The organism is Vicinamibacterales bacterium (assembly GCA_041659285.1).
Lineage (GTDB): Bacteria > Acidobacteriota > Vicinamibacteria > Vicinamibacterales > UBA2999 > 12-FULL-67-14b.
Genome location: JBAZYO010000007.1, coordinates 307,122 through 313,556, shown reverse-complemented (window position 1 = coordinate 313,556; position 6,435 = coordinate 307,122). Strand labels below are relative to the sequence as shown.

8 protein-coding genes are annotated in these 6,435 nt (G+C 68.2%); 5 read left to right on the top strand and 3 right to left on the bottom strand.

What is annotated here, in order from left to right; all coding sequences use genetic code 11:
* A complete protein-coding gene (locus WC815_13950) occupies positions 1-846 on the top strand; it encodes an SDR family oxidoreductase (GenBank protein MFA5909878.1) in 846 nt (281 codons plus the stop codon).
* Between the two features lie 166 nt (positions 847-1,012).
* Here the strand turns inward: WC815_13950 and WC815_13945 are convergent, their stop codons facing one another.
* Complete coding sequence (locus WC815_13945; GenBank protein ID MFA5909877.1) at positions 1,013-1,882, bottom strand: hypothetical protein; 870 nt, start codon at positions 1,880-1,882, stop codon at positions 1,013-1,015.
* Here WC815_13945 and WC815_13940 point away from each other — a divergent pair.
* Genes WC815_13940 through WC815_13930 form a run of 3 tightly spaced genes read left to right on the top strand, consistent with a single transcriptional unit; the run spans position 1,877 to position 4,780 of the window.
* Entirely contained in the window at positions 1,877-2,794 is a 918-nt protein-coding gene (locus WC815_13940) for a hypothetical protein (protein MFA5909876.1), read from the top strand. The genes WC815_13945 and WC815_13940 overlap by 6 nt on opposite strands.
* A 13-nt stretch (positions 2,795-2,807) precedes the next feature.
* Positions 2,808-3,632: a glycosyltransferase family 2 protein gene (locus tag WC815_13935; protein ID MFA5909875.1), complete on the top strand. Its 825-nt coding sequence runs from the start codon at positions 2,808-2,810 to the stop codon at positions 3,630-3,632.
* An 8-nt stretch (positions 3,633-3,640) separates the two neighbouring features.
* A complete protein-coding gene (locus WC815_13930) occupies positions 3,641-4,780 on the top strand; it encodes an SGNH/GDSL hydrolase family protein (GenBank protein MFA5909874.1) in 1,140 nt (379 codons plus the stop codon).
* A gap of 4 nt (positions 4,781-4,784) precedes the next feature.
* Here the strand turns inward: WC815_13930 and WC815_13925 are convergent, their stop codons facing one another.
* Both WC815_13925 and WC815_13920 read right to left on the bottom strand, forming a co-directional pair.
* Complete coding sequence (locus tag WC815_13925; protein MFA5909873.1) at positions 4,785-5,264, bottom strand: hypothetical protein; 480 nt, start codon at positions 5,262-5,264, stop codon at positions 4,785-4,787.
* Between the two features lies 1 nt (position 5,265).
* Entirely contained in the window at positions 5,266-5,817 is a 552-nt protein-coding gene (locus tag WC815_13920) for a sigma-70 family RNA polymerase sigma factor (GenBank protein MFA5909872.1), read from the bottom strand.
* 107 nt (positions 5,818-5,924) lie between these two features.
* On the opposite strand from WC815_13920, the gene WC815_13915 reads away from it, so the two are divergent.
* Positions 5,925-6,353 (top strand): hypothetical protein, encoded by a 429-nt coding sequence (locus WC815_13915; protein ID MFA5909871.1) that lies wholly within the window; start codon positions 5,925-5,927, stop codon positions 6,351-6,353.
* The last annotated feature ends 82 nt before the right edge of the window (positions 6,354-6,435 follow it).

Genomic DNA, 6,435 nt, shown 5'->3' with positions numbered 1-6,435 from the left:
ATGAATGAGAGTCCTTCACCGCACGGCCGTTTCGACCTGACCGGCCGCGTCGCGATTATCACCGGCGGCGCCGGCCTGCTCGGCCGGCAGCATGCGCGCGCGATCGCCGGCTGCGGCGGCCATCCCGTGCTCGCCGATCTGTCGGCCGACCGGGCCACGCAGGCCGCCGCCGAGATTGCGGCGGCCACCGGCGTGGCCGCGGACGGCGTGGCCGCGGACGTGACCGTCAAGGCCGACGTCGAGCGGCTGGTGCAGGAGACCCTCGCGCGGTTCGGCCGCATCGACATCCTGATCAACAACGCGGCGCTGACCGTGCAGGGCGGCGGCGCCAGGGCCCGCGACTACTTCGCGCGCTTCGAGGACTACCCGCTCGAGTTGTGGGACGAGGCGCTGCGCGTCAACCTGACCGGCGCGTTCCTGTGCTGCCAGGCGGTGGGCCGGCAGATGGTGGCGCAGCGGCGAGGCGTGATCCTGAACATTGCCTCGGATGTCGGGACCGTCAGCCCGGACCATCGCATCTACGAAGGGGCGCGCAGTCCGCACACCGGCGAACCGTTCAATACCCCGGCTGCCTACGCCACGACCAAGGCCGGCTTGATCAACCTGACGCGCTACCTGGCCACCTACTGGGCGAAGGACGGCATCCGCGTCAACGCGCTGTCGCCGGGCGGCGTGTTCGCCGGCCACGATCCCGTCTTCGTTCGCAACCTCACGGACCGGATTCCGATGGGCCGCATGGCACGCGTGGACGAGTATCAGGGCGCGGTGCTGTTTCTCGTGTCCGACGCCTCGTCTTACATGACCGGCGCCAACCTGGTCGTCGATGGCGGGCGAACGGCCTGGTGAGGGCCACGGATAGCCACAGATCAAGTACAGCCACGGATTAGACACAGATTGGACACAGATCTTTCCGTAATTGTTTCCCGGGACTTCGATGCTTGCTCGACAATGTGCGCCCGCTACCAAGAGGAAGGGGCGAACCCTTGCACAGTCCGTCCCATCAGATCGGTGTCTAATCTGCGGCTGTCATCTGTGGCGGGTAGTGGCCGGTTGCCGCATTCCATGCGATCGGCGTGGTGGCCGGCAGCCACGGCTCGCGCCAGGCCGGCGGCTCGGGGTGCCAGCCTGCGGGCTTCACGATGCGCACGGAAATCAGCAGCGGATGTCCGGGGTCGCGGTGGTTGCGTTCGCGCGACGTCAGTTCCTCGGCGGTCATGTTCATCTGGTAGGCCACCCGGGAGAACAGGTTGCCGTCGATGGTCAGTTCGAAGTCGCCGGTGCCCAGCCCGATGCGCCGCAGCAGGTTCTGCACATGCAGCGGCGTGAACCACCAGAAGACGAACAGCGGCTGCCCGGTGCCCATGTCGAGTCCGTCGGCGCCGTAGTACTCGACGCACGGGAAGTTGACCAGCAGCACGCCCCCGGGCTTCACCAGGCGCACGGCGTGATAGAGCGCGGCCTCGCTGTTGTAGATGAAATGCATCGTGAACGGGATCACGAAGCAGTCGTAGACGTCGCCCGGCAGGGCGTCCGCGCGGCTGAGATCGACGACGACATCGACGCCGTCGCGCGGCGCCTGGTCAAGGGCCTCGGCGCGAAGGATCGCGCCGCCGCCGATCCGCGTGAGGGTCGCGGTCGAACCGATCTCCAGGCAGCGTCCCCGGACATCCGCGCGATGCCGCTCGAGAAAGCGCTCCCAGTAGTACCGCACGATCGCCGTTCCCCGTGGCCGGCCGCCGGCGAGCGGTGCGAGCCGTCGCAACTGGCGGCCACGCCATTCGCGCACCAGCGGCAGGCGTCCCAGGACGAACCACTGTGACCACCACCACGACGACACGCGGGACACGACCCGTTGCGCGATGGTCGAAAGCGGACGATGCATCTGGACGCTAGTGTAGGGCCGGACGCACGGCATCCCAAATCGCCGTGGCGCCTGCCGCGGCAGCTGGCCCGGTGGGGATGGAACCGCCTGGGCGCCCTGCGGACGGCGACGGTCCGCGGTGTTCGCCGCCTGCGGCACCGGCGCATCATGGAGCGCATGCACCTCGCGGTGTGCACGCCGTGCCAGTACGATTGCGTGTCATGCGCCCACCAGGCGATGCGCTACGAACATGCCAACTACCAGTTGTCGATCGGCGAGCTCCGGGAGTTCCTGTCGATCACCGTGGCCTCGGGCTACTTCGTCGAGCGCCTCGACCTCACCGGTCCGGGCGAGCCCCTGATCTGGAAGCACCTCAAGGAGGGCCTCGCCCTGATTCGGCAGTCTCCCGCGATAGGCCGGGTCGAAATCCAGACCAACGGACTCGGCATCGATCGGCTCGACGCGGCGTCGTGGGCCTGTATCGATGCGCTCCGCGTCAGCTTCTATCCGGAGGCCGCGCACCTCGAGCCGAAGCTGGTGCAGGCGATTCGCGTGCACGGCCGCAAGGTGATCGTGAACCGCATGGGGAAGTTCCGCGCGTTGCCCGAACGTGGCGCCACCTCGCCGATTCCGTGCGTGTGCGGATGTTCGGGACCGATGTACTTCGATAAAAAGGTCCTGCTGACCTGCGGCCCCCCGGTGTTCGACGCCGCCCGCTCGAAGGGCGTTGACGTGTTCGACTATCCCGACATGTATCGGCCGGTTGGGCCGGGCTACCTCGAGAGCGGCGCGACGCCGCGGCCGTGGTACCGCCTCGCCGAGGTGCAGCCCGAGCGGCAGGTGGTCAACCATGAACTCTGCCGCTATTGTTTTGCCAACAACACCATCCGCCGGCCGGGGCACGCCCACGCCGCCTTCCCACCACCCTCGTAAGATGCCTCTGCCCATGCCCGCGGAGTGGCCGGCGATCAGCATCGTCGTGCCGTCATTCAACCAGGGCCCGTACCTCGAGCAGGCCCTGCGTTCGGTGTTGGAGCAGGGCTACCCGCGCCTCGAGTTGATCGTGATGGATGGCGGGTCCACGGATGGCACGGTCGAGATCCTGTCGCGCTACGCGCCCTCGCTCGCGCACTGGCGCTCGACGCCGGATAGCGGACCGGCGGCGGCGCTGAACGCGGGATTCGCGTTGGCCAGCGGCGAGATCCTGGGCGTGCTCAACGCCGACGATTTCCACCTGCCGGACGCGCTGGCGACGATGGCCCGTGAGTGGGTGGCGCATCCGGAGGCGGACGTGGTGGCCGGCCATGGTTACTTCGCCACGCCGGCTGGTGACCTCGGCGTGCCGGCCTACAGCGACCGCTGGAATCCGACGCGATTCAGGCACGGCGCCTGTGTCCTGATCCAGCCGGCCACGTTCTTCCGGCGCGCCGCGTTCGAGCGGGCCGGCGGATTCGGGACCCAGCCCACCCTGTGTTGGGATGCCGAGTTGTGGGCGAACCTGGCGCGGACCGGCGCCGTGTTCCATGACCTCGACGCGTTCGTCGCCGCGTTCCGGCTGCACGGCGATTCGATCACGGGCCGGGCCGACCTGCTGGCGCGCCGGCGCCGCGACGCGCGTGAGGTGTTCGAGCGGATTGCCGGTCATCCCGACACCATGACCGATCGCCTGCAGCACGTCTTTCACCGCCTGATCAAGTTCTCGCGCCATCCCGGCCGGATGGTGCGCCAGCGGCTGTTCGTGCACTCCACCTTGAAGCGCTGGTCGTTGTAGACGTGGCGATGCGGCCTCAAGGGCGGTGGTTCTCAGCGGTCGTGCTCACCCACGCCGCGTGGTGGGGGCTCGCCGGCCTGGCCGGACTGGCAGGAGTGGAAATCCTGCTGCAGTACCGTGTCGCCATCCGGGAGGCCTTCGCGCGCGACACCTCGCGCCTCGGGGAGCTGACCCGCGCCTACGCACCGTTTGGGACGCAGCACCTGCACCCCAACTACCTGTTCTTCTTTCCGCTGCGCGCGGCCGATCGCGTCGCGATCGGCAATCCGACCTGCAGCCTCGACGCCGACGGGTTCCGCGAGCCGGGCCCCGCGCATGCGAACGGACGGAAGCTGGCGTTCCTGTTGGGCGGGTCCGCCGCCTTTGGCTATTACGCGAGTTCCAATGACACGACGATCACGTCCTACATGAACGCGATGCAGAACGAGTATTTCTTCGTCAACGCCGGCGTGCCGTCGTGGAATTCCACACAGGAGCTGTTCCGCGTGGCCCTGGAAGTGGCGGGGCGGCGGCCGGCCCTGGTCATCACCTACGACGGCGCCAACGACGCGGCCGGCGCCAGCCTGGCGCACCCCGCGACCGGCGCGCCGTACCCGGCGGGAACGCCCGAGAATTTCGACGAGCTCGAACGCGTGGTGGACGACCCGTCAGGCTGGGGAGCACGTTTGACACTCGACGGGGTGTTGCCCGAGGTCATGCACCGGGTCCGAAAATACCGGCACGCGATCTTCGCTGAGACGCCGGCGCCGCCGATCGACCCCGGGCGTCTCGACGCCGCGGCCGCCAGGTACCTCGCCAACCTCGAACAAATCGCGGCCCTGTCGCGAGCCGCGGGCGCCCGCTACATCGCGGTGTTCCAACCGGTTGCCGGGCTGCACCGGCACCTGCGCGCGTCGGGCGCCATCCTGGCCGAGGCCCGGCCGGGCTTTCACGCCAGCGTGATCAAGCGGCGTCCGTCCTCATTCGAGTTTCATGACCTGTCGTCGGTGTTCGATCAATACCTGTCCGACATTCCCATGGCCGGCGCCGACGTGGCACCCGGCACGGTGTTTGTCGATGGCGTGCACCTGTCCGATCGCGGCAACGAAATGGTGGCCCGCCACCTGCTGCGGTTGATCGCCGGGCCCCCCGCCCGGCCGGCGCCGTAGCGCCTCAGAGCACGTGGTCGGCTTCCGCCCACCACCACAACCCCAACGTCATCGTCAGCAGCGCGGCGGCCAGGCCGATGGTCTGTACCTGTGATCGCACGCGCTCGGCCAGCACGGTGCTCGCGACGTCCCGTAACGCGTCGAGGTCCACCGTGATGGTCAGGGAGCCGAGCGACCAGGCGAGGCCGGCGGCGCCGGCGAGGACGATCAGCAGCCCCGCGGCGACGGCGAGGTTGAAGCCGAGATCGACCACGCGCTCGGCTTCCCATTGCTCGTGGCCGACCCGGGCGAGCACCGCGGAAGTGAATGCCGCCGGCGGCTGGACCTCGGGCCGCGCGGCGAGCCAGTGCTCGATCGACCGCGCCAGGTCGAGGCGGACGGCGCAGGCCGGACACCCGTCGAGGTGGGCGAGGTCCTCCGCCGACGGCGTCAAGGTGCCGTCGGCAAAGCCTTCGATCAGCGGCTCCAGTCGATCGCAAATCATCTCACCGCAACTCCGTTTCGAGCAGGTGTCGCAACTGCCGCTTGGCCCGGTGCAGGTGGGTCTTCACCGTGCCCATCGGCAGGTCGAGCGCCGCGGCCAGGTCTTCGTAGCGCATGCCCTTCAAGTAGTGGCCGTTCACGAGGACCTGGTAGCCGGCCGGCAGCCGCGCGATCGCCTTGGTGAGGCGGTCCTTCAGCACCAGGTCGCCAAAGGCGCGGTCTTCCACGCCCGGCAGAATCGGTGCGCGCTCGCCGGAGGCGGCGGCCTCGTCAATCGAGATCGCCCGCGGCTCGCGGGGCTCCTGGGCCAGCGCGTTGGCGACGATCCGATAGATCCACGTCGAGAGCTTCGACTCGCCGCGGAAGTAGGGCAGTCCCTTGTGCACCCGCAAGAACACGTCCTGCGCGATCTCGTCGGCGCGGGCGCGATTGGGCACGCTGCGCGTCACCAGTGAATAGACCATGCCTTTGTACTGATCGACCAACTCACGGAAGGCGGCCTCGTCGCCCAGCCGGCATCGCTCGACCAGCTCGTGCTCCGGGGGGACCCTCATTCGCCGTCTCGAAGCTTAGAGCGGAACAGGAGGGAAATTGTTTCGGGTGAAACAATCGAGGTTCGCACCGAGTCTAAGGGTCACGAACAAGGGAAAATGGAGAACTGATGTCCGACCTCAACCTGATTGCCACGGTGTTTCTGGCCGGAATCGTCTCGGGTGTGTTCATCATCTACCTGGGCCTCCGGCAACGGACCCTTCAGTTGGAGATGCGGCATCGTGAGCGGCTGGCGATGATCGAAAGGGGCCACATTCCGCTGGAATCGGCCCACCGGCCGGCAGCTCGCGGCGGTCCGGGCCACCGGACTCCCGGCGGCCGGTCCGTCTCCGTGGGCATTATCGTGGTCGGATTTGGGCTGGCGCTCGCGATCGCCATCGGGTTCGCTGGTGGAAGCCCGGGGCCCGGGGTTGGGGTCGGCGGGGCCATTGCCGTCCTCGGGGGGGCCTTCATCATCCGGGGAATAGTAGTCAGGGGAGAGCACCCGGGGGGGGGCGAAGCGGCCTTCGACTCGGAACCCCACGATCCCGCGGCTTAAGGTCGGTTGTCGCGGTCCGGATCAGGCCTTTTTCGGGGCATATTTCGCGTCTTCCCAGCACCCACCAAAATCCGTTTCCCCT

Bases quoted from the DNA above. Each gene is read 5' to 3' on its own strand.
- WC815_13930 (MFA5909874.1), top strand. From the start codon at position 3,641: ATGCGGCCTCAAGGGCGGTGGTTCTCAGCGGTCGTGCTCACCCACGCC.
- WC815_13920 (MFA5909872.1), bottom strand. From the start codon at position 5,817: ATGAGGGTCCCCCCGGAGCACGAGCTGGTCGAGCGATGCCGGCTGGGC.
- WC815_13945 (MFA5909877.1), bottom strand. From the start codon at position 1,882: ATGCATCGTCCGCTTTCGACCATCGCGCAACGGGTCGTGTCCCGCGTG.
- WC815_13915 (MFA5909871.1), top strand. From the start codon at position 5,925: ATGTCCGACCTCAACCTGATTGCCACGGTGTTTCTGGCCGGAATCGTC.
- WC815_13940 (MFA5909876.1), top strand. From the start codon at position 1,877: ATGCATCTGGACGCTAGTGTAGGGCCGGACGCACGGCATCCCAAATCG.
- WC815_13925 (MFA5909873.1), bottom strand. From the start codon at position 5,264: ATGATTTGCGATCGACTGGAGCCGCTGATCGAAGGCTTTGCCGACGGC.
- WC815_13950 (MFA5909878.1), top strand. From the start codon at position 1: ATGAATGAGAGTCCTTCACCGCACGGCCGTTTCGACCTGACCGGCCGC.
- WC815_13935 (MFA5909875.1), top strand. From the start codon at position 2,808: ATGCCCGCGGAGTGGCCGGCGATCAGCATCGTCGTGCCGTCATTCAAC.